Annotated in this window: 20 protein-coding genes and 1 riboswitch; of the genes, 11 read left to right on the top strand and 9 right to left on the bottom strand. The window is 44.4% G+C overall.

The window, feature by feature from the left end; all coding sequences use genetic code 11:
* Positions 1-67 precede the first annotated feature (67 nt).
* A complete protein-coding gene (locus QUB70_RS25705; protein WP_332984282.1) occupies positions 68-421 on the bottom strand; it encodes a hypothetical protein in 354 nt (117 codons plus the stop codon).
* Here QUB70_RS25705 and QUB70_RS25700 point away from each other — a divergent pair.
* Entirely contained in the window at positions 420-608 is a 189-nt protein-coding gene (locus QUB70_RS25700; RefSeq protein WP_332984281.1) for a hypothetical protein, read from the top strand. The genes QUB70_RS25705 and QUB70_RS25700 overlap by 2 nt on opposite strands.
* A gap of 51 nt (positions 609-659) precedes the next feature.
* Here the strand turns inward: QUB70_RS25700 and QUB70_RS25695 are convergent, their stop codons facing one another.
* Complete coding sequence (locus QUB70_RS25695) at positions 660-1685, bottom strand: YihY/virulence factor BrkB family protein (RefSeq protein WP_332984280.1); 1026 nt, start codon at positions 1683-1685, stop codon at positions 660-662.
* Positions 1686-1821: 136 nt separating this feature from the next.
* Here QUB70_RS25695 and QUB70_RS25690 point away from each other — a divergent pair, with 136 nt between their 5' ends.
* From QUB70_RS25690 to QUB70_RS25675, 4 genes are all read left to right on the top strand, one after another.
* On the top strand, positions 1822-2457 hold the full coding sequence (locus QUB70_RS25690) for a hypothetical protein (protein ID WP_332984279.1): 636 nt from the start codon (positions 1822-1824) through the stop codon (positions 2455-2457).
* 535 nt (positions 2458-2992) lie between these two features.
* The gene (locus QUB70_RS25685) at positions 2993-3979 is read left to right on the top strand and encodes a mechanosensitive ion channel family protein (protein WP_332984278.1); all 987 of its coding nucleotides are present in this window, start codon (positions 2993-2995) and stop codon (positions 3977-3979) included.
* A gap of 14 nt (positions 3980-3993) precedes the next feature.
* The gene (locus QUB70_RS25680) at positions 3994-5319 is read left to right on the top strand and encodes a DUF2254 domain-containing protein (RefSeq protein WP_332984277.1); all 1326 of its coding nucleotides are present in this window, start codon (positions 3994-3996) and stop codon (positions 5317-5319) included.
* 283 nt (positions 5320-5602) lie between these two features.
* Complete coding sequence (locus QUB70_RS25675) at positions 5603-5830, top strand: hypothetical protein (protein WP_332984275.1); 228 nt, start codon at positions 5603-5605, stop codon at positions 5828-5830.
* Positions 5831-5999: 169 nt separating this feature from the next.
* On the opposite strand, the gene purU is transcribed toward QUB70_RS25675, so the two are convergent.
* Both purU and thrC read right to left on the bottom strand, forming a co-directional pair.
* Complete coding sequence (purU, locus tag QUB70_RS25670; protein ID WP_332984274.1) at positions 6000-6854, bottom strand: formyltetrahydrofolate deformylase; 855 nt, start codon at positions 6852-6854, stop codon at positions 6000-6002.
* 498 nt (positions 6855-7352) lie between these two features.
* Positions 7353-8477 carry a threonine synthase gene (gene thrC, locus QUB70_RS25665; protein WP_442927828.1) on the bottom strand — a complete coding sequence of 375 codons (1125 nt, stop codon included), beginning with the start codon at positions 8475-8477 and terminating at the stop codon, positions 7353-7355.
* A gap of 813 nt (positions 8478-9290) precedes the next feature.
* On the opposite strand from thrC, the gene QUB70_RS25660 reads away from it, so the two are divergent.
* From QUB70_RS25660 to QUB70_RS25645, 4 genes are all read left to right on the top strand, one after another.
* Positions 9291-9497 carry a hypothetical protein gene (locus QUB70_RS25660; protein ID WP_332984273.1) on the top strand — a complete coding sequence of 69 codons (207 nt, stop codon included), beginning with the start codon at positions 9291-9293 and terminating at the stop codon, positions 9495-9497.
* Positions 9498-9753: 256 nt separating this feature from the next.
* Positions 9754-10806, top strand: coding sequence for a fatty acid desaturase (locus QUB70_RS25655; protein WP_332984271.1), 1053 nt, complete (start codon positions 9754-9756; stop codon positions 10804-10806).
* Positions 10807-11188: 382 nt separating this feature from the next.
* Entirely contained in the window at positions 11189-12691 is a 1503-nt protein-coding gene (locus QUB70_RS25650; RefSeq protein WP_332984269.1) for an AAA family ATPase, read from the top strand.
* Positions 12691-13398: a ParB N-terminal domain-containing protein gene (locus QUB70_RS25645; protein WP_332984267.1), complete on the top strand. Its 708-nt coding sequence runs from the start codon at positions 12691-12693 to the stop codon at positions 13396-13398. Before QUB70_RS25650 ends, QUB70_RS25645 begins: the two co-directional genes overlap by 1 nt.
* A gap of 262 nt (positions 13399-13660) precedes the next feature.
* On the opposite strand, the gene QUB70_RS25640 is transcribed toward QUB70_RS25645, so the two are convergent.
* The gene (locus tag QUB70_RS25640; protein ID WP_332984266.1) at positions 13661-14908 is read right to left on the bottom strand and encodes a voltage-gated chloride channel family protein; all 1248 of its coding nucleotides are present in this window, start codon (positions 14906-14908) and stop codon (positions 13661-13663) included.
* Positions 14909-15138: 230 nt separating this feature from the next.
* Positions 15139-16761 carry a cation:proton antiporter gene (locus tag QUB70_RS25635; RefSeq protein ID WP_332984265.1) on the bottom strand — a complete coding sequence of 541 codons (1623 nt, stop codon included), beginning with the start codon at positions 16759-16761 and terminating at the stop codon, positions 15139-15141.
* Between the two features lie 97 nt (positions 16762-16858).
* Positions 16859-16955, bottom strand: a riboswitch (Fluoride riboswitch).
* 453 nt (positions 16956-17408) lie between these two features.
* Between QUB70_RS25635 and QUB70_RS25630 the strand changes: the two genes are divergently transcribed.
* Both QUB70_RS25630 and QUB70_RS25625 read left to right on the top strand, forming a co-directional pair.
* Positions 17409-18503, top strand: a complete 1095-nt coding sequence (locus tag QUB70_RS25630; RefSeq protein WP_332984263.1) for a Rho termination factor (modular protein) — start codon at positions 17409-17411, stop codon at positions 18501-18503.
* 380 nt (positions 18504-18883) lie between these two features.
* Complete coding sequence (locus tag QUB70_RS25625) at positions 18884-19579, top strand: Uma2 family endonuclease (protein ID WP_332984283.1); 696 nt, start codon at positions 18884-18886, stop codon at positions 19577-19579.
* Positions 19580-19620: 41 nt separating this feature from the next.
* Here the strand turns inward: QUB70_RS25625 and QUB70_RS25620 are convergent, their stop codons facing one another.
* From QUB70_RS25620 to QUB70_RS25610, 3 genes are all read right to left on the bottom strand, one after another.
* Complete coding sequence (locus tag QUB70_RS25620; RefSeq protein WP_332984262.1) at positions 19621-19956, bottom strand: XisI protein; 336 nt, start codon at positions 19954-19956, stop codon at positions 19621-19623.
* The gene (locus QUB70_RS25615) at positions 19944-20360 is read right to left on the bottom strand and encodes an element excision factor XisH family protein (RefSeq protein ID WP_332984261.1); all 417 of its coding nucleotides are present in this window, start codon (positions 20358-20360) and stop codon (positions 19944-19946) included. Before QUB70_RS25615 ends, QUB70_RS25620 begins: the two co-directional genes overlap by 13 nt.
* Before the next feature lie 85 nt (positions 20361-20445).
* Positions 20446-22284 (bottom strand): phenylacetate--CoA ligase family protein (locus tag QUB70_RS25610; RefSeq protein ID WP_332984260.1); only part of this gene is annotated, 1839 nt, incomplete at its 5' end.

The raw sequence follows: 22284 nt of genomic DNA, 5'->3' as shown, positions 1-22284 counted from the left end.
ATGATTGGTGTTAATCTCAAAGCAGCAGCTTAAATTATCATCAGTATAAATACTGATTGCATAACTGTTATGCTCCCGTACCCGCAGCGTAGATAATCCGATATTGCACTTTTCCCGATCGACTCACGGCCACAGCGTCAAAGTCTACCATAAAAGGAGACTGAGCTTTAAACCGCGCTGTGGAACCCAGAGCCTTTTTCAATTGTCCGAAAGTCATTCCCACCTTCGCCGCTCCAATTGTGCGATCGGAAATTGTTAAACTTGCAGAAGGTGTTTTTTGAGCAGTTTTTGCCGTTTCCCCCAGCTTATTTGCACCCCCTGGCGCAACAGCGGAACCCGGAACCGAAATGAAGGTGAGGTAACTGCCGATCGCCAATAAAACAGCTATCATTGATCCAGACAAAACTTTAAGATTCAACATGACTAATTCTCCTAGATTTCAAATGCGACTATCTACCCGCATCTTTTTGACTATCCTGGGCATCACCTTGCTAGTTTGGATTCTCAGAGGTGTTGGCCTCTTGACATTCATTCCCGGTGGTGTCATTTGGATACTGATTTTGCTGTCTTTTGTTGCGGGCATCCTCAGCACTTTACTCCGTCGGTAAGCCAGCATCCGGCAAATAACAAATAACAATTAACAATTAACAATTAACAAATTATTTTAATTTGGATTGTTTCATTGCCTTTCCCACTGTCACATTCAACTGAGCGCCGATCAGCACCGCTAAAGAAGAAAGATCGAGCCACAGCAGCAACACAATAAAAGTTCCTATTGTCCCGTAAGTCCAACTGAAATTGCCCCAATGCCAAACATAAAACCGAAATAAAGCTGAAAACAGCGCCCACAAAATAGCAGCAAAAACAGCTCCTGACACAATAGGAATATCTGCTTGGCGGCGGCTAGGCCCGTAGCGGTAAATAAAGGCAAACGCAAGTGATACAATTGCTAAAGAAATCGGCCACCGCCACAGCCGCCAAACAGCTAATAGTTCCGACTCCAAAGGGCAATTGCCGGCGGGGAGCAAGCAACTTTGAACATCTTTTAAATCGCAATTGGCGACGGACTCCAGCAGGCAACTATGGCGGGCAACAGCTTGCACAATTAAGTCGCTGAGAAATACAGCTCCCGATGCTAGAATTAACAGCACAATTGTACCGATACTCAGCCCCAAAGAAATAAGTTTTGCTTTCCAAAATGGTCGAGTTCGAGCGCTGGGGATTTGATGGATGCGATCGAGTGCAGCCATCGCCGCACTCATTACTCCAGAAAATGCCCAAATCGACGCAAGAAAGCTCACCGAAAACAGCCCTTTATTGCGAGTTAACAGAATTTCTTTGATTAAGCCGCCAATCAAATTCCGAACGTTACCGGGTATGACCTCCCCCAAAAGACGGGCGATTTGATACAGTGTTGACTGCAAAGGTTCAAAGAGGGCGATCGCAGATAAGATAGCCAACAGCCCCGGAAACAGCGCCAACATAGAATTGTAAGCCATTTCCGCAGACAGCCCCAGCAAGCGCTGCTCTCCCGCCTTCGCGCCAACTTCTTTCAGCGTGTCCCAAGTCAAACACCGACAAAACAGCCAAAAACCACCAAATTTTCTTTTTAGAGCTCTCAGCAGCCTCAAAAATGCCTTAAACAAAGCTAAAATCAGGTAGCGCAACCAGTAAAAAATGTTCATAGCGCACAGGCAATGGAGCGAAAGATGAGGTACACAAGTCGTTAATTAATTAAGCCATTATCAACTCGCAATTGCCAATTCCCAATTCCCAATTCCCCAATCTAAAATCTAAAATCTAAAATCTAAAATCAATATTATGGCTCAGGATGTCAGACAGTGGTTAGATGAAATCAAGCGGCTGCAACAGCAGTTAACAGAAGTTTCGCGCGATCGCGATGATGCCGGTGAAAGTGCCGCTCAGTGGCGCCAACTCTACAATACCGAAGCGGAGCAGCGCCGGAATGATGCGAAATTAACTCAGCAAAGCATCGCTTCTCTGGAAGCACAAATAGAGCAATTACAAAATTTTTCTCCCCCTGTGCCCGAAGGTGACGATGCTGGAGTTGCTCGACAGCAGGAAGTGGAACAACTGCAAACAGTAGGCGAACTTAAAGCTAAGTTAGCAGAAGTTCTCCAAGAGCGCGATCGGGCGATCGAACAAGTTAAACAACTCACTCAAGCCCTCAAACAAGAAGAAGCCCGTCACGCCGAAACTAGCAAAAATTTAACTAGCGCCCTCGGAGATGCTGTTGACTTGCTCACGAAAGCCCAAAATCCTGCCCCTGCAAAAACCGAGACAGTATATTCTTTAGAAATAGTACCTACTCGCACTGCAAATCCTGGCGAAACTGCCCTGGAAATCCGCCAAACTTCAGCCCAAACAGGTAAAAATCCCGCGCAGCTTCCACCTTCTAAAAATCAGTTACTCGATCTACCGCCCTTTGGGAATTAGGAGTTAAAAATTCAGGAATTTTCGGCAGGGCGAGTCCCCTTAGCAGGTGGGATTTAGTCACCGATGCGTTGTTTTTGCCTTAACTGCAATTAGGCTGCATTAATCTATCAGCTTTTTTATTATTCCGCATCTACGGATGGTCTACTAATCGATGTAACTGTACTAAGCTGTCGCGCATTTAAATTGTATATTCAGGGCGGGCGGGACGCCCACCCCACAAGAGTTTGATTGTTCTTTAACATACCATTTAAATGCAGAACAGCTTATAGCAATCCTAAATCATTTGCATAATTATTGTAGGGGCAATCCCCCCGTGGTTGCCCGATAGATAGGGGGTAGGCACGGGGGCACTACCCCTACAAATTTATCTGAATCATTTAGGATTGCTATATATCCCAACCTATAATCCGCATTCAAAATTTTGAGGACTGCCCAAAAATCTTCCTCGCGTCGTACCAACCTACAGTCTTTAGATAGAACTTAACCGAGCTAAATTTTAGTAATATCGACAACGACTGATACGCGAGGAAACTTCATGAAGGCAGAGATATCCGCAGTCTGGGCAAAGATGGAGAGCATGATCGACGGCTTGATTATCATGTTGCCCAATATTGTGCTGGCGTTCATTGTCTTTGCAATCTTTTTCTTGGTGGGCAGGGCAGTTAAGAGAACGGTCAGGCGGCTTACCCGCAACCACCGCCAAGCTCGAAATTTGGGGCTGGTGTTAGGACGGTTGGCGCAGGGTATTATCGTTCTAGTTGGCCTGTTTGTTGCGCTTTCGATTATAATTCCCACATTTAAAGCTGGGGATTTGATTCAACTGCTGGGAATTAGCGGGGTGGCGATAGGTTTTGCCTTTCGCGATATCTTGCAAAACTTCTTAGCCGGCATCCTAATTCTGTTAACTGAACCGTTCCGAATCGATGACCAGATTGTGTTTAAAAACTTTGAGGGAACTGTAGAAAATATTGAAACCCGCGCTACAACAATCCAAACTTATGATGGTCGCCGGATTGTCATTCCAAATGCCGAATTGTTTACAAATGCGGTGACAGTGAATACTGCTTTCGATAAACGCCGCACGGAATACGATGTTGGTATTGGTTACAACGACGATATTGACCGCGCCAAGCAGTTAATGCTGGAAGCATTGTACAGCGTAAATGAGGTGTTGAAAGATCCTGCACCCGATGTGCTGGTGGTTGAGCTAGCAGAAAGTACCGTCAATATTCGCGTTCGATGGTGGATTGCTCCGCCGCGCAGAATTGACGATATGCGATCGCGCGACAAGGTAATTTGTGCTATTAAAAAAAAGCTTGTGGAAAACGGCATCGATTTGCCTTATCCCACGCGACAAATTTTGTTTCACGACCAAACTGAAGAAACCGATGGCGATCGCTCCCAGCAGCGCGAAGGATGGCCCGCGGGTAAAAGTAAAGTTCCAAAACCTCGCAGTATTGGCGGATCTGTGGGAAAAGTGGCCCAAGGGCGATCGCAACTTGACGACAACAGACAATCTTAACCGCATCACAATTCATGAAAAATATCAAGTTGAGAAAACTTTGGGATTCGCTGCATTCTAGCTACTGGTTTATCCCGACGTTGATGGCAGCGAGTTCAATTATTTTGGCCTGGACAATGCTAACACTCGATCGCACAGGCGGTACGCCTAACTGGTGGTGGATTTACACCGGCGGAACAGATGGAGCGCGATCGCTGCTTTCATCGGTTGCGGGTTCAATGGTTAGCGTTGTCGCTACAGCTTTTTCCATTACTATTGTGGCGCTGCAGTTGGCGAGTTCAAATTTCGGCCCCCGATTGCTGCGTAATTTTATGCAAGATACCGGCAACCAAATCGTGCTCGGCACTTTCATTGCCACGTTTATTTACTGTTTGCTGGTACTGCGGACTATTCATGGTGAAGGAGATGGATATAGTTTTTTTGTGCCGCAACTCTCGGTTACAGTCGGTACGGTGCTAGCAATTGGCAGTATGGGCGTGCTAATTTACTTTATCCATCACGCATCAACCATTATTCAAGCCTCCCACGTTATTACTCAAGTTAGCGGGGATTTAGACAAAACAATAGATAGGCTATTCCCCGAAAAAATCGGGCAGAGTGCAGAAAAAAAACCGTGGCAAGTCGAGGAAATCCCAGCAAATTTTGAAGAAGAAGCCAGGCCACTTAAAGCCACGGCAGATGGTTATTTGCAAGCAATTGATGATGATGAATTAATGAAAATTACCCAGAAGTTCAATATACTTGTACTTTTGAAAACTCGACCGGGAAAGTTTATAATTAAAGGCAGCGATTTAGCGTTGGTTTTGCCTGAAAAACGGGTCGATCGGGAACTTACTAAACTGATTAATGATGCGTTTATTGTCGGCCAGGAACGAACCGAGTATCAGGATGCCGAGTTTCCGATCAATCAATTAGTTGAAATTGCTTTGCGCGCACTTTCTCCTGGTATCAACGATCCGTTTACTGCAATTCGGTGTATTGACAGATTGAGTGCTGGATTGTCTCGCCTAGCGCAACGCGATTTTCCCTCGCCCTACCGCTACGACGGCGAACATAATTTGCGCGTCATTGTTGAAGTAGCGACTTTTGAAGGGTTAGTTAATAGTGCCTTTAACCAGATTCGACAGTACGGGTATACAGACGTGGCGGTAACAATTCGGTTGTTGGAAGCGATCGCTAAAATTGCTCCCTATACCCGCTACAATAAAGACCGCGCCGTACTTTTGCGTCATGCCACTATGATTGAGCGCGGCAGTTTGGAAAAAATAACCGAGGAATGCGATCGCGCTTCTATTATCCAGCGCTACGAAGCAGCCGCCAAAGTTTTAAAGCCAGAGTAATATTATGTCCGATCGCTCTATCGCATTCAAACACCTTTTGTACACGCAAGTTTAACCCAACAACCGATCGTATAACTCAAGAAAAAAAAACCGAAAAAAAGGACAAGAGGAAAATCGAATTGAGCATAATTTCTTCCCTCTTCCTTCTTCTAAAACCCCATCGCCCCAGCTACTGCATCCCAACTCGGATCAATTCCCTTTTTAAAATTATGCTAAATTAACTCAGCAAAATATCGCCAATTTGGAAGCACAAACAGAGAAATCCTAAAAGTTTTCTGGCAATGTGTCGGAAGGTGGCGAAGCTGGAATTGCCAGCCAGCAGGAGGTTGAACAACTACAAACAGTTGAGGAAATTAATGCTAAATTAGTTAGGGTACTCCAAAAGCGCGATCGGGCTTTGGAACAAGTCATATCGTTTCCGGTGGCATCCGTATTGTTCAAATGTCCAAACAGTCAGCTCGAAAGCATAATTTTAGTCAACAGTCAACAGTCAATCGATTTTAGATTTTAGATTTTAGATTTTAGATTGAAGCATTGACCCCACGGATCAATTCGGGGGCTTGTATCCTGGATACTTTCGGTCAATAGTTAACAATCATCTCGCTCGTCCAACTGGAATTTATATTAATCACCGAGTTATCAAAGGAGTAACCAACCAGGATTGATATGATGCCTAATTTTCAAGCAAAAACCACAGTCCGATTGCCATAAACTAAAACGCGATTTTGTAAATGATATCGCACCGCTCTTGCTAACACAACTCTTTCTAAATCTTTACCTTTGCGAACCAAATCGGACACTTCATCGCGGTGACTCACGCGCACAACATCTTGTTCGATAATTGGGCCAGCATCTAAATCGGGTGTAACGTAGTGGGCTGTTGCACCGATAATTTTTACCCCTCTTTCATAAGCTCTTTCGTAGGGATTTGCACCCACAAATGCGGGTAAAAATGAATGGTGAATATTAATCACATTTGGAAATTTTATAATAAAATCTTGACTCAAAATTTGCATATATTTCGCCAAGACTACTAAATCAATCTGATATTTTTTAAGAAGTTCTAACTGTTGTGCTTCTTGAATAGCTTTATTGTCTTTAGTAATGGGAATATACTCAAAGTCGATACCGTATTGTTCGGCAATAGGCTTTAAATTTTGATGGTTGCTGATAATCAGGGGGATTTCACCTCTAATTTCTTGCGATCGCTGTCGCCAAATCAAGTCTAATAAACAGTGATCTTGACGGCTTACCCAGATTGCGATGCGTCGAATTTTATGGGAAAAATGCAATTGCCAATTGGCTTCTAAATCCTTGGCAATTTCACTAAAAGCAGGTGTTATTTGTTCGGTGGTTAAGTCAAAATCATCTAATTGCCATTCTAGCCTGCTCAGAAACAATCCGGCGGTAAAATCTGTATGGTGATCCGCGTGGATGATATTGCCGTTGTGGGATGCGATAAAGTTGGCAAGTAAGGCGACGAGTCCTTTGCGATCGGGACAGGCAATTAACAGGGTTGCAGTAGGGCTAGTCATAATATAATAACAAAAGTGTCTCGCTGAGTTTATTGAGAAAAAAGTGATATCACAGGAGTTTATTGATACTGAGATGTTGCACCATTCTCAATTAGCCTTTTATGAACAGGCTTTCCGACCTGTTCCACAAGACAATTTATATTTTGTGGAACAGGCCGGAAAGCCTGTTTCTTATATTGGTGCAAGATGTAAATTTAAACTGATATCTTACAACAATATAAATCGAGGACTTTCGCGCGGGGTGGGGCCGGGTTTTTTAGTCTTTGGGTATCCTTGAAAGCTATTGGGAAGCAGCCCCTTGTATCTTAAAAGAGGTAGATTGCGATTTACTGTTGGGTGGGGGCGGGTTTATTCAGATTGTTGGTACTTGTTAGATATTGTTGGTGAACCCGCCCCTACAGGTTGTTGACCGCCGGTGCAATATCTTAGTTTAAATGAATCACAGAGGACACAAAGAATACAACTGACAACTGACAACTGACAACTGTCAACTAACTTTTAAAATCCCATCGCCCCAGCTACTGCATCCAAAGTCGGAGCAATGCCACTTTTAAATTGATTGTTGCTGTGATTAATTGCCGTATCCGGGTCTTTCAAACCGTTACCAGTCAGCACGCAAACCACCGTCGCCCCAGTCGGAACTTGGTCTTTTACCTTCAGCAAACCGGCCACAGAAGCTGCACTCGCCGGTTCGCAGAAAATTCCTTCCTCGGATGCTAACAAGCGGTAAGCGTCGAGAATTTCGGCGTCGGTGACTGCGGCAAAACTGCCGCGGCTGGCTTCGGAAGCTGCGATCGCCTGTTTCCAGCTAGCCGGATTCCCAATCCGAATCGCCGTCGCCAGGGTTTCTGGGTGCGATACCGGTGATCCCGTTACCAACGGTGCAGCCCCGGCGGCTTGAAATCCCATCATCCGCGGCAATCGCGAACATTTTTTGGCTTGGTGGTATTGACAAAAACCCATCCAGTATGCTGTGATATTTCCCGCATTTCCGACGGGAATGCACAGCCAGTCGGGGGCGTCGCCCAAGGCGTCAACGACTTCAAAAGCTCCGGTTTTCTGACCTTCCAAGCGGTAAGGATTCACCGAATTTACCAATGTCACGGGGTAGTTAACGGCCATTTCGCGGACAATTTCTAAAGCTCGATCGAAATTTCCCCCAATCGAAATTACTTCCGCACCGTAAAGCAAAGCTTGCGCCAGCTTGCCCAAAGCCACGTAACCTTCGGGAATCAATACGAAAGCTCGCATCCCCCCGCGTCGGGCGTAGGCGGCTGCGGAGGCTGAAGTATTGCCGGTACTGGCGCAAATTACAGCTTTGGCACCAGCTTCCTTCGCCTTGGAAATCGCCATTGTCATCCCCCGGTCTTTGAAACTACCAGTGGGGTTGAGTCCGTCGTATTTCACCAAGACGCGCACGTCTCGACCGATGAGAGAGGCGATCGCAGGTGCTGGAATTAGGGGAGTATTGCCTTCTTGGAGAGTGACTACCGGCGTGGTTTCCGTCACTGGCAGGTAGGGGCGATAAGCTTCGATCAAGCCGGGCCAGCCGTAGCGCTTGGGCGAGGCGGCGCGGGCAGTAGAGTTAGCAGCAGAGTCAGTAGCAGGTAAAATCAGGGTCACGATGTCAATGGTTTTAGGCAATGGCCAAGGAATTTACACTAATTTTAGCTCGATCGGTTAATTTGATGTTTAACTACCAGCCGGGAAGTCCCGGGCGTATATTTAGAGGGGATTAATCTGAGCGCTGCGCGAAGTACCCCGTTGGGAATTACTCCTTGGGATGAAAGGCTCGTCGGGTGTAGGTACGGAAACCGACAATTATTCTTTTATACCCCAAGATGATCTGGAAATACTCTGATACTATATTAGCAAGTGGGGGTGGAACTACCTCACTATAAAAAGCCTTTGAAAAAAAGGAAAAAGAAGCCTGCGGTCTAACTGTACTCAGTTGACCGTCAGGTTTGTTCACAGTAACTTAATGGTCAGGAACTCAGGGCTCAAGCCACGCTCGCTTGTAATTTTTTACAAGCTGTTCTGACCAGACCCCTCTTTTGAGGAGACGTTATTCAGGTCACGACACCGGAGAATTCGACGCCAGTTTTGGGCTCTGTCATCTGCAATTAAATAGTTTTAAAGTCACTGAAACAGTGTTGCAGGTCTAACAAGCCTTTATAACCAGGTCGAGGCGAACATTACCCGAAAGGGATTTGGAGACAACCATATCTCCACAGAGGGGCAACCATACCCCTCTACCCCGCAAGGGGGATTCAAGGCGATTGAAATCGCCTGGTCGTTTTCCTCTCAGGACTAAAGTCTCTGAGCTTCTCACTTACCGAGCTTTTTTGTGAATGTGTAGATATGTCTACTCAATTACTAATGTCAAATAATTCATCCACTCTTTCCCGGCCTCCAGTCATCGCGAGCAACCCCGAAATGGCTAGTTCTTCTACCCTATCGACCAGTTTTGCCCGCAAAGTAGATTTGGTAAAGTGCCCCTACCAAGCCGATCAGCAAGTTAAGTTCCTGCACTTGCAAGCAGAAATCGAATCCTTGCTGCTGGAAGTGCAAAGCCTCAAACAGCAACGCTCGATCGCCCTCTTGCCGGCTCTCGACCCCATTTCTGGCAGCAACAGCAATTAGCAGGCAACAGTCGCTAATGCTAACTGTGCGGCCCCTGTGTTATAAAAACAAAGGTTTTGCTACCCGCAGTATTTTTTGCCGAAAGTGCCAGAGATTCCTAACTGCGGATAGCGATCGCTAGCATTTGCTAAAACGCGCTTGCCTACTGCTCAACTCGTCTGCCACAACCTGGCAACGAGCTGATATTTTACGGCGCTTTTTTATGCGCTAATTTGTTAAGCCATCCACATGGCATACGGAGAGTCGAAATCAATTTATGACAGCATCGATCGAAAAACCACTAAGTTTGACATCCGCAAGTGACACTTCCAACCTGCGCCTCAAAGATATTCTCAAAACCCTGCCGCGGGAAGTGTTCGTCAAAAACCCCCGCAAAGCTTGGACAAAAGTAATCGTCAACGTTCTCTTAGTTGCGGTCGGTTACTGGGGCATCGCAGTCTCTCCTTGGTTTCTACTACCCCTAATGTGGATTTTCACAGGTACCGGATTAACCGGTTTTTTTGTGATCGGCCACGACTGCGGGCATCGATCGTTTGCTAACCGCCGCTGGGTAAACGATTTAGTCGGACATATCGCATTCTTGCCGTTAATTTTCCCGTTTCACGCATGGCGTCACGGACACAATTACCACCACAAGCACACCAATAAAATTGGCGAGGATAATGCTTGGCAGCCGATGACAGCAGCAGACTACGCTGGCGCGCCCAAAGCCTTACAAATAGCTTATAGTTTAATATTCGGTCGGATGTGGTGGATCGGCTCGATCGCCCACTGGGCAAAAGTACACTTTATGTGGTGGCGCTTCAAAGGCAAACAGCAACAAGAGCAAGTGCGGTTTTCAGTTTTTGTCGTTTTAATCGGTGCTGCGATCGGATTTCCGATTTTAATTGCCACAACAGGCATTTGGGGATTTGTCAAATTTTGGTTGATGCCCTGGATGGTTTACCATTTCTGGATGAGCACTTTTACGATCGTCCACCACACAGCACCAGACATTTCATTTAAAGAACCCGAAGAATGGAACGAAGCCCAAGCGCAACTATCGGGAACAGTTCACTGCGATTATCCCCGCTGGGTAGAGTTTCTGTGCCACGACATTAACGTCCACGTTCCCCACCACCTTTCAACTGCTATACCCTGGTACAACTTGCGCCTCGCCCACAGCAGCTTAAAGGAAAATTGGCAAGATCATCTCTACGAAACAGAATTTTCTTGGTCTTTAATGAAGCGGATTGCCGACAACTGTCACTTGTACAATCCCGCTGGCGGCTATCAAACATTGCAGGAATTTAACGCTAAAACAAAGTAAGTTTTAAACGCGATAAATGCCCGAAAAACCCGGTTTATAAAACACAACCGGGTTTTTTGATATTACAATCCGTAGCTTTTGTAAGGGGAGGAATGCTCGCCCTACTGTCAATAAGCTGCTGTGCATCTAATGTGACAGTCAATTTTTATACAATTCTTGTGGAACGGGCATCCTGCCCGTCTCTGTATTCAATTTAGATGCGTAGCAGCTTAAGCTAATCCGCATTTAAATTGCATAGTCAAATAAATTTTTCCTCTTGTGGGGTGGGCATCCTGCCCGCCCTCAACATACAATTTAGATGCGTAGCAGCTTATCACAATCCGTACCATTATTAAATCAGTCATTCCCAATCTAAAATCTAAAATCTAAAATCTAAAATCGAATGACTTTCAATCCCAATAACTGCCGCAACGAAAGCGAAGTAGAAACCAAACTCATTGTCAGTTATTTATTGCCAAAGTTAGGCTATACACCCGACACCTGGCATCAGGAAATCGCCTTTGGGAATATCCGTCTAGACTTCCTCTCATTTGCCACCCAAGTTATCCCCATAGTTCTCGATGCAGACTCGCCGATGAGTGTAGTCATGGAGGCGAAACATCCGAAGGAAAATTTAGACCGCCACGTCAGGAGACTGAAGCGTTACTTAACAAGTTTAAGCATTCGTTACGGATTGATCACCAATGCTAAAGAAATTAGAATTTACGAAAGAGTCGCCTCAGAGATTCAGCTAGTATTTAATTGCTCAGGACAAGAAGTTGAAACCAGAATCGATGAAATAATAGCTTTAATTGGCAGAAATAGTTTAAAATCAGTAAAAAATCCCAATAATCTAAAACTTGAAGATAGTAAAATTCCTTTAGTTACTCCTGAGTTAATTAGCGAAATCCCAGTACAGCCCAACAATCCCGCCACCGCAGAACCTGAGCCAAGTCAAATTTCTGAACTGGAACAACTACCTGAAAAGAATCAAGTTGATATTCAAGTTAAATCTGATGTAACCGTTCCACAAAAAAGCCAAAATACTATGAAAATCATTGCAGTTTACCATAACAAAGGCGGCGTCGGTAAAACTACAACAGTAGTCAATTTAGCAGCAGCGCTCAGCAAGAAAGGTAACAGAGTCTTGGTGATCGACTTAGACAGTCAGGCAAATACAACCTTTGCGACAGGTTTAGTAAAATTTGAGGATGAAGAACAAGATGACTTGAAAGATAGCAATATTCTTCAAGTTTTGCAATCAGAAGATTTTTACTCGATCGCAGAAGTAGCTCGCAAGTCTAATTTTTGCAATCCCGAAATCGATGTGATTCCTTCCCACATTGATTTAATGCAATACGAAACCGAACTCAATCAACTAGATTACAGCCGAATGATTTTAATTCAGAAACTAGCAGAAGTACAGGATAAATATGATATTGTACTGATCGATACGCCGCCATCTTTGAATTTTTACGCCAGAGTTGCCCTGATTGCGGCGGATTATTTAATTATTCCTTCTGATTTAAAGCCTTTTGCCAATCAAGGATTGATTAATGTCAAGGATTTTATTAAAAAAGTTAACGGATTCAAAAAACAAATTGGCAAGAAACCTCTAGAAGTTTTAGGTGTACTTGCTTGCAAAATCTCCACAAATGCTAAATTTGTACAGTACAGTTTGCCCAAGCGGAGGGAGGCAATTCCCAAACGCTACGGCTTTGAAATCATGGACAGCGTAATTTACGAAAGAGATGATTTGGCAAAGTGTGCAGAACAATTTCAAATCGTGGGAAATATGGAAATCGCCGATCCGATTTCAGTGCTGGATTTTAAGCCAGATTCCATCGCTTCCCAAGAATTTGAAATGCTAGCAATCGAAGTTTTGGAAAAAACAGGTAAAAACTAATGAAAAAATTATCTACGTCACTGGTTGCAGTGAAAAAAATTACGTCCGCAGTGCCCCGTTCCAATTTTGCCGAGCCTGATTTGGAGAAATTAGCGAGACTGATTTTAGATTCAGGAGGATTGATTAATCCGATAATTGTCCGCCGCAACGGTATGGATGCCTACGAAATAGTAGACGGAGATTTTGAATACTATGCGGCGGCGAGAGCAAAGGAAATAGAACCTCTCAAAGGCGAGACAATCGGAGCATTCATCCTGGAAGCAGAAAATGAAGAAATTCTCTTGGAACAACTTGCAATTCTCAGAAAAACCGCAATCACTGAAAATCAAAGTGCAAGTGAGGTTCCGCAACAGTCCTCCAGCTTTGAACAGCGGCTGACCAATATTGAAACTCGATTGGAAAACAGAATTAATGAATTGAAAGCTGAGTATACGCGGGAAAAACAGGCGCTGATAGAGAGGGTTAAAGATGTTGAAAGCCGCATTCCCAAACCTGTTCCTCTGTTGGAAGCACTCAACACTCAAGATAAATTCAAACTGGCGACAAATTTGAAAAATGCTGGTCTCAAACCTCAAATAATAGAGAAAATCATCAAAGAGCGAGATTTGGAACCATTTGCATCTTTTGAAAATGTGTTGGAACGCATTAAAGGGTTAGGGGATAAAACAATGATTAAGCTTATTGACAAGTGGCAAAAATATTTATAACAGGTAATTGACAAGGGCGAAAAATACAGCATAAGCTGTTGTGCATTTAATTTGTATGTTGAGGGCGGGCAAGATGCCCACCCCACAAGAGGAAAAATTTATTTGACTATGCAATTTAAATGCGGATTAGCTTATTCCAGGTTCGTGAAGTACAGTAGCAGCTATATTATGTGGTGTTAATCCTCCGGGTGCGGATCTGCTTCATATTTGATAAAACTTGCAGAGCGCCCGCGGGCGACGCACCTTACACGGGCGATCGCAATTATTCATCAATTGACATAAAAGGGTATTTTCTAGAGCCAATTCGCTGCGAACTATAAATGCCCGCATGACCTGAAAAAACATAGCTCATCACACAAGCGATCGCAATAAATACCCCCGATTCCAGACCAAAAAGTTCAATTCCCATTAAAGTTGAGGCGATCGGTGTATTCGCCGCACCGCCAAAAACAGCAACAAATCCCATTCCTGCCAATAAAGGTGCTGGCAGAGCCAAAATTAATGACAAAGCATTACCTAATGTTGCACCTATAAAAAATAGAGGAGTCACTTCCCCTCCTTTAAACCCGGCCCCTAAAGTCAAAGCTGTTAACGCTATTTTTGCGGCAAAATCCCAAGGCGGTAATTGAGTGTAAAAGGCATCGACAATAGTAGGAATACCCAAACCGATGTACTTAGTCGATCCGATCGCCCAGACACTCAGTGCGACAATCGCACCACCGATCGCAGGACGTAAAGGAGGATAGGAAATTTTTGCTTTGAAAAAGTGGCTAATTTTGTGAGTTAGTTTTGCAAAAATCATCGCCACAATGCCAAAGATTGCCCCAGCTACAATTGCAGAAATTAGCCCCATTGGGGTGACGGTTGGTACAAGGGGAGCATGGCGGTATGCTGTATGATGCAATCCCAAAACTAAGGTAATGCGATCGCCCACAACCGCTGCAACTAAACAGGGAAAAAGAGCCTCATGGTTAATAGTTCCAATTGCTAAAACCTCTAAACCAAAAATAGTTCCAGCCAAGGGAGTTCCGAAAACGGAAGCAAATCCACCGCTGAGAGCAGACATTAATAAAATTCGTCGATTAGCGTGTTTAAAGCGGAATATTCTAGTTAATTGGTCTGCGAGTGAAGCAGCAATTTGTAGTGCTGTCCCTTCACGACCTGCGGAACCCCCAAATAAATGAGTTATATCTGTACCTAGCAGCACCATTGGAGCCATTCGCAACGGAATAATATTTTTCGGGTTATGAATCTCTTCCAATAAAAGATTATTTCCCGCTTCAACCCTCTTTCCATATCGATGATAAATCCAACCACTTAAGAATCCAGCCACTGGCAATAAGGCAATCATCCACAGATGAGATTCTCGCCAATTTGTTGCCCAATCTAAAGATGCTAGGAGAGCCGCGGAACCTAAGCCGGAAAGAATGCCAACTATACAAGAAATGATGAACCACTTGCTGAGTTGGAAGACTGCAATAAATTGCTCAAATTTCTCAAATCTTTTCACAATCAAACTCCTATTTGTGACTTTGGTAACAGCGCCCTATGGGCGGTTTAAATACCCTTCAGAGGGCGACAGTAAGCTGTTACGCATTTAAAATAGTATTGTAGGGTGCCACGGCTCCTTTCTCGTTTCCCTTGCGAGCGTCAGTCTTCTAGCTGACGCACCCTACAGGTCTCGTTAGTGGTTTAAATGCTCCACAGCTTACGGATATATTTCCTAAATGTTTTGGCAGGTTAAATTTTGCGTTTGTCTACCAAAATTACGGGAATAGAACTATTTTCTATCACTGCTTGCGATCCGGAACCAACTAACACCTTTTCCCAAGATTGATATCCCCGTTTTCCCATCACAATATCTGTTACTTGATACTGTTCCGCGACGCGCATAATTTCCTCTGGAACTGAGCCAGTAATGGCAATGAATTGATGGCGAATATCTGCCAGTAATTTTTGAGTGCGATCGCGCAGTTGTTCTACAGCCTCTTTTTCTGCAATATTAATGATGTGTAACACAATCACTTCACCATCAACACGACGTGCTAAGCTTGCTGCTTTGAGTAAAACATCTGTAGCAAAGGGAGAAGTATCGACTGCTGCTAATATTATATTACGAGTTACTACTGTTACTTTTGTCGGATCGACTTCTCCCCGTTCTAACAATTTTGGGGCAAACATGGGAATTCCCCAAGCACCTATCGGTGCGGTTATCAAAATTGAGAGTACAGCAACGGCTAAGATAATTTCTCCTCCCTCAATCCCCATAGATAAAGGAATCCCACCAATGGCAGCTTGAACGGTGGCTTTTGCCATATTTCCGGGCAGCAAAAATAGTCTTTCTCGCCAATTCCAATTACTACCCAATGTCGAGAAATACCAACCTATAGTGCGACCAATAAACAAGCCAATTGCCAATACAAAAAGCCCCGGCAAAAAAGTCTTCCCTAATACCTGAAGTTGAATACTTGCTCCCAATAAGACAAATAAAACAATCTCAGCGACAATCCATAAGCTGTCAAATCCACCGCGTAGTCGTCTAGCCAAAGGTGGGTCGAGTTCAATCAAAAAAAAGCCCATTCCCATTGCTGCCAAATAGCCAGAGTAGGGGAAATATTGCTCAAAAATTACTAATAGAAGCGCAATACTGGCGGCAATTAATACATCTTGAACGGCGTTTTGCGTCCAGTTTTGTTGAGTTAGTAGAGAGACAGTTAAACGAGCAGCAATGTAGCCAATTAAAACCCCAAATCCTACTTGCATTGCTACCTGAAAGGGGAGCAATTGAACTGCGCTCAGGCTGAATCCTCCTGGGATGATGATATTCTCAAGTTTTCCTCGATCGAAGAAACTCAAAAGTAAGCTAAAGACTAACAGTAATAAAACATCAGATAAGGCGCTACCCGTAAGAATGGCATCGGGAATTCCTTTGGTAACACCCCAGCCTAAACTTTTTAGTCGCAGCATTCCAGGGACAATTACAGCGGGTGATTCTGCACCAATTACGCAACCCAAAAGTAACCCTGTGGGAAAGTCGAATTGAAAAATTAGTATCGCAGCGAATGCGATCGCAATTGCCTCAATTGCCGCTGGTAAAACTCCTAACCGCAGCGCCACAGTTCCCTGCTGTGACAGCTTTTCTCGATCTAGTCCTAATCCCGCTTTCATCAGGATAATTGTCACTGCCACAATTCGTAGATTATCCGCCGATTTCAGCACTTCTGGACTCAGGACATCGCTAACTTGCGGCCCTAAAACTATCCCTACCAAAATCATTCCAATCAGAGGCGGAGCACCTAAGCGGCGGGCAATTTGACCCGCAAAAAAGCCCATCAATAAAATCCACAGCACACTAGCTAACATTAGATTCCTTTCTCCAATATCTCGGGCATGGACAAGGCTTGCTAGCTGTGAGAGGTTAGTGAGAATTTTTCACGGCCCTACTCTCCGGCAGCAAGCCAGAAAAGTAGGAGCCATCAGCCTTTTAGTCTTTCAATTCACGCAAGGAAAGAATGACGCTTCAGGCGGTTTTGGCGAGCTCCATCGCCATTAATATTCTTATACCATCTTTTGTACAAAAAGCAAAAGAAGATTATTTCTGGCAGAATCGCGATCGCAACTCGCAACGTCAGCCCGTTAGCGAAGCTTGCAGAAGAGGATCGCCCTGACGCCAAAAAAGTAAAGATGAGTAAAGCAGTGTATCATTGGTGTCCCGCAGCCAGTTAAACTCATCACAGTCGGTTTTTTTTAGGAATTGCAATAACTTTTGCCGTAGCACGGGCGAGGGCGGGACGCCATCGCCAGGGCTGTCACCGCACAGGTACAGCAGCAAGGCGATATCTCCCCAGATAACCGAGTTCGATCGCAGTTTTGGTAAAGTGCTTGTGGCGCACCCGACAATTAGAGTTTTTGGGTTAGTTCAGCAGCACGTAAAACTGAGGCTGTAAAGTACAAATATACATAAACACCTACACACCAGATTTTAATGACAAAAGGGGACTTGTAACAAGATGGATCGATCGTCCGATCAAAACCGAATAGTTGAATATTTGCGGATTAAGCCAATTAGTCACAGCCAGATTTACACTTCCCAAATTGCCATACCAGAGCATCACAGGGGGGAGATTCCCCGCGAACGCCGCGAAGCTCTCAGGAGAAGTCTGATCGAGCAAGGCAGCAACTTGATTCCTTTAATTGTACGCCCTACAGAAGCTTACAGCAACGAAGAAGAATATGAAGTTGTCTGCGGCTCAGATTGGTGTATTGTTGCTAAAGAACTCGGCACCGAGCAAATGTGGGCGTGGATATTTGAAATGACCGAGGAGGAGGTAGCTGTTGCTCAAGCAGAAATGGAACATTTAGCTCCGCAACCGACTCAGAAACCTGCACAAATTGACACTCTACTGCAACAACTTGAGCTATCATTTCAAAAAAAGGTAGATAGTCTAACAAAACAAATAGAACAATCTGTTAAAAAAAATGAAGAACTGCTAAAAAAGCACGTAAAAGCTCTAACTGAGCAGAACTTTGAGCGCAACCAAATAGAACAGATTAAGCATTTGCTCGAACAAGTGGAAAAAGCATTTCATGAAAAGGTAGATAAAATGGCTAAAAAAATTCAACAATCGAGCAGCAACCGTCCGCCAACATCGGCTGTTACTTCTGATGTGAGTCTTGAAGGTGCTTTGAGACAGTTGGATGAACTGGAAAAACTGCTGTCAATAAAATTAGAACGCACAGTCCAAACAATTAATCAGTTTGTTTCCGACGCCATTGAAGACGTAGAAAATGACCTAAAAAATCAAATTGAAACGCTCCGCAGCCAACTGGGAGCTGCGGCGGCGCACTCAGAAATACAGCCCGATGCCCAACCGAAAAAGCAGTCAAGAACCCAGCCTAAGAAGCAGTCGAAAGCTCAGCAGAAACCTCAGTTACCGCAGTTGCAGTTGGAGTTGCCGTTTTCGTCCCCGTCCCCAGAAGAAGACTACGAAAGTCTTTCGCTGAGACGGTTGAAGGCGATCGGCAAAGACCGGAAAATTCGGGGCTACGCGCGCATGAAACGACCGGAAATTCTGATGGCTCTGAGACAAACTGACGGTCAATAAAATGCTAATTGCTAATAGTTAAAGACTAATTAGTTCAATTGCGGTAGCATCGGAATAGTAAAATCCAGTCAACAGTTAAAAATCACGGATGGTGCAACCGGAATTCATATAATTCATCTGCGTTAATCTGTGTTTATCTGCCTGTATCTGCGGTTAAAAAAAGAGAATGTATTAACCGCAGATGACAATGGATTGACGCTGATTCACGCGCTTGTCGAGAATAGAGATAGGAATAATTCTGATGCTAGATTTGATATTGTTCGGTGTTCGATCGCATTTTTGGGCAAAAAGTGCGATCGGGCTTTCAGCATAGTCCTCGGCAGAGATATGAAAAGCTTGCTAAAATAGACACACAACCTCTTACTCCTCACCCAGCAGCCATGTCCGCAACCGCAGAATTAGCTACTTCCCAAGAGATACCAGAACAAGAGATACCGGAAAACTTTATCTTTCCGCCCGACGATTTATATAGTGATGAACATTCCGTAGAAACAGAACTGCATCTCCGACAAATAATCCTACTCCTCAACTGTCTAGAATGGCTGTGGCGAGATAGAAACAATTTCTATGCTGCTGGAAACCTCACCCTTTATTACTGTTCCAAGCAACTTAAATCGAAAGACTTCCGAGGCTCAGACTTTTTTGTGGTACTCGGAACTGAACGAAAAACTCGGAAAAGCTGGGTAGTTTGGGATGAAGAGGGAAAGTATCCGAATATTATCGTTGAAATCCTGTCGCCCAAAACAGCAGATACAGACAAAAACTTTAAGAAACAACTCTATCAAGATACTTTTCGCACTCACGATTACTTTTGGTTTGACCCAGAAACTTTAGAATTAGCTGGGTTTCATTTAGTTGATGGGGAATATCAACCAATTGCACCGAATGAATTCGGCTATCTGCGGAGTCAACAGCTCGATTTGAGTTTGGGGATTTGTAGCGGAAAATTGCGTTTCTTTACAGTAGAAGGAGAGCTTGTACCTACTCCTGAAGAGGTTGCAGAAAGGGAGGCTCAACGAGCCGATCGCCTGGCCGCGAAATTGCGAGAATTAAACATCGATCCCGATACAATTTAGCGATCGTCCTTTCATTCAATTTTCCTTTATAGTAAGCTGGTTTAGGCGATCGCATATCCCGTATGCTGCCGAACGTGATACGGATGAAACCCTAAAACTATCATATCTTTAGGCACTCCTAATTCTACAAGTTCTGCGGTAATTCCCGTTTCTATACCATCTTGTTGAATCCAGATTTTGCCGTCGATAATTTCTACATGAACGATACAATCGTGAATTCTTTTAGGCCCTTGCCAGCCATCGTGCATTAGTAAAAAATTGTTTTGTTCGCTGTCAACAATAACGCTGCTTTTAATTTCTCCGTGTCCGTAAGAAATCTGGGCATAACTATCTAAAACATTGCGAACAATTTGGCGATATTCATCTAGTCTATCCATCTGACAATTGTCTCCTTTAATGAATCAAAAACTATTAGTTTAAATCTCTTGTTCTCTAACAAAATCTGCCCGATAGGTTCAGAAAAGATTTCTGCATAAACTTCTGCACGAATTGCCAGATATATTATCCGTTCAGGTTCCGATCGCTTTAGAATATCTTCAGAGACAATATACTGTCCAACAGCTTGTTCTAAGTCATGAACGGGTGAAGCACTTACGAAACTTTTTACTTCTACAGCAATTTTGCGACCTTGCTTTTCGGCAGCAAATAGTTTTTCTGCACCTAAATCAACACTGAGAGTACGTTTACCAACTTTTAAGGGTAGCGGATCGTTTGTTATCGTCCAGCCGTCTTTTTCTAGAGCTGTTCTGACAGTATTGTGGTAGATGTCTTTTGCTGGCATATTCTAAGCTGAACCATCAAATGTCACCCTAATTATAGAATAACACAAGACTTTTGAAAACTGATAGCTCATCAATTCAAACTACTTACTGCCGCGTGTATCGGTGCTTCACCCCAATCGGAAAATACTCCGCATCGCCCGTCTCCGTTAATGTCACCACAGGTAACTGATATTCGGGTGGCACGTAATTAGCAAATTCGCTGTTTAGCCGCCGCAATTGCACGAGAATTGAAGATGCGATCGCCTGCTTCATCTCCTCGTCGCCCTCCACCCCCGCTGCTAATTCCACAACCACCGATAAAAACCGATTTTGATCCGCATCTTCCTTGACTTGCAATACAAATTTTCCCGTCACCCATTCCCGAATGGTGGGAACTTCTAAACCTACGGTGACATTTTCCGGGTAAATGTTGGCACCGAAGTAGGAAACGGTAAAGTGCGATCGCCCAAATACATAGACAAAGGGCAAACAGCGAATTCCTCTGGGGAAATCAGAAACTTTCATACCTGCTGCTTGCTGCAAACTTGCCACAGGGTTAAATCCCCATTCCGCCAAAAAATTGAGCATTGCTTCGTAACAAATTAAACCGCCGTTATCCGAGATGTGATAGCGTATTAGCGGGATGCCATTATCGCCAGAAAATAATAGCGTGCCGTCATTATTCACTTCAAAAAAGCGGCTTTTCGGATCGTACTGCATCAGCGTTGGCAACCGTGATTCCCCGAATAAATTGCGTGCTGCTTCGGGATTCTTGGCTAAAAAGCGACGGATGCAAATGCTCAGCGGTGTCTCGTTGCCCAAAACGCCCGCGTCTGCCGTACCGTAAAGGCTCGCAGAGTTGTAATATAGGTTGTCAGAATTAGTGCGATCGCTCACCAAACTCCGCCATTCTTCGCTAAACACTTCCCCCGCAAACACCATCTTAATTCGGTATTTTTGCCACTCCACACCCCCAGCAATTCCGCTATCAATCACATCCTTGATAAATGGCGGATATCCCAACAAAACTACTTGCTCAAAATGCTCCCCAAGTTCCTGCACAACTCGGAATATTTCAGTCTTATTATTCCCAGGCGTCACAACTGTAACTGGATAGCCCTTACTCGCTAGATAGCGACAGCAATTTGCCGTGTACATTCCCCCAACCCAAGTTCCCAACGCAAAGCAAATGACAGCTAAAGTTGAGCGCTTGTCGGCGTAAAAACTGTCGTGAAATATTTGTTCAAAACGAGCGGCAATTTGCAACTCGTCGCTGATAAAACGCGGCCAAAATGTCGGATTTCCTGTCGAACCCGACGAAACAGCAATGAAATCGCAAGTTTCTAGTTTGCCCTGGTAACACAACTGAGGTAGCGGGTGACAGCGTAAATAATTATCTTTGGTAATTAGCGGCAATTTTTGGAAGTCTTCAAAGGTTTGAATTGAGGCGGGATTGATGTTGAGTGCAGCTAGGAAAGTCTGGTAAGCTGGTACTGTGGCAGCGACTTTTTGGAAAAGGGCGATCGCCTCGGATTCGGCAACTCGACTCTGCTGGTGTTGCAATCGTTCCTCAAGCGGCGCCCTCAAAAACTCTTCAAACGCCCCCATTGCTCGCTGACGCTGTTCTGGCTGCATGATTTGCTCCTTAAAATGGGTATTTTGCACCTTACTCGATCGAGATTCAATGAGTAGCGCTAACGCCCGATCGCACATTGGGCCGGACACTAAAAATTTGAACACATTTTGAGGTCGATCGAAATATGCCACAGCAGATAAACTTCCATAGCACGAAACCGCTGTTTTCACAATCACCACAGGGAATAGCCAACCTGCCGATCGACTAATAAACACCGACACACTATGCCAAGAGTGAACTAACCTGACGGTCAACTGGGTACAGTTAGACCGCAGGCTTCTTTTTCCTTTTTTGCAAAGGCTTTTTTG

Origin of the sequence: Microcoleus sp. A003_D6 (assembly GCF_036702825.1) — a bacterium.
Lineage (GTDB): Bacteria > Cyanobacteriota > Cyanobacteriia > Cyanobacteriales > Microcoleaceae > Microcoleus.
Note: the sequence above shows the minus strand (reverse complement) of the source record. Positions and strands in the feature narration are given on the sequence as shown.